This window comes from Streptomyces sp. NRRL S-455 (assembly GCF_000717875.1).
Lineage (GTDB): Bacteria > Actinomycetota > Actinomycetes > Streptomycetales > Streptomycetaceae > Streptomyces.
This window is the reverse complement of record NZ_JOCT01000068.1, coordinates 1-582: the sequence shown is the minus strand read 5'-3', so window position 1 is coordinate 582 and position 582 is coordinate 1. Positions and strand designations below refer to the sequence as shown.

The following is a 582-nucleotide window of genomic DNA, read 5'->3' as shown; positions in this document are numbered from 1 at the left end:
GAGCTTGGCGGTCAGGCCCTTCAGGTCACCGACGCCGTCGCCGTTGCTGTCCTGGAACGAGCGGACGAGCACCTCGTAGAAGACGGCGCGCTTGAACCACTCCGGGTCGCGGTCCCCGGCGGGTGTGTCCTCGAAGGTGTCCGGCACCGGCTCGTTCACGGTCATGACGTTCCTGTCCCTCCGTTCGCTCGCGCGGCGGGCGGTGACAGGACGTGGAAGACGTGCGCGGGAGCCCGCCCCGGCTCCAGGCGCACGTAGTTGTTCCCGCTCCACTGGTAGGTCTCGCCGGTGAGCTCGTCGCGCACCGGCACGGGCTCGTGACGGTCCAGGCCGAGTTGCGGCATGTCCAGCGAGACCGTGGCCTCCTGCGTGTGGTGCGGGTCGAGATTGACCACCACCAGGACGACATCGGGACCGGTGCGTTTGCTGTACGCGAGGAGCGCCTCGTTGTCGGTGTGGTGGAAGCGGAGATTCCTGAGCCGGTGCAGCGCCGGGTGTTCCCGGCGGATGGTGTTGAGGCGGGTCAGCAGCGGGGTGATGGTGCGGCCCTCCCGCTCGGCGGTGTCCCAGTCGCGGGGCCTG

At 69.6% G+C, this 582-nt stretch carries 1 protein-coding gene; it reads right to left on the bottom strand.

The window, feature by feature from the left end; genetic code table 11:
• Positions 1 to 161: 161 nt before the first annotated feature.
• The coding region (locus IE97_RS0137810; RefSeq protein ID WP_030252182.1) for an alpha-glucosidase C-terminal domain-containing protein at positions 162 to 582 on the bottom strand (421 nt) is incomplete at its 5' end.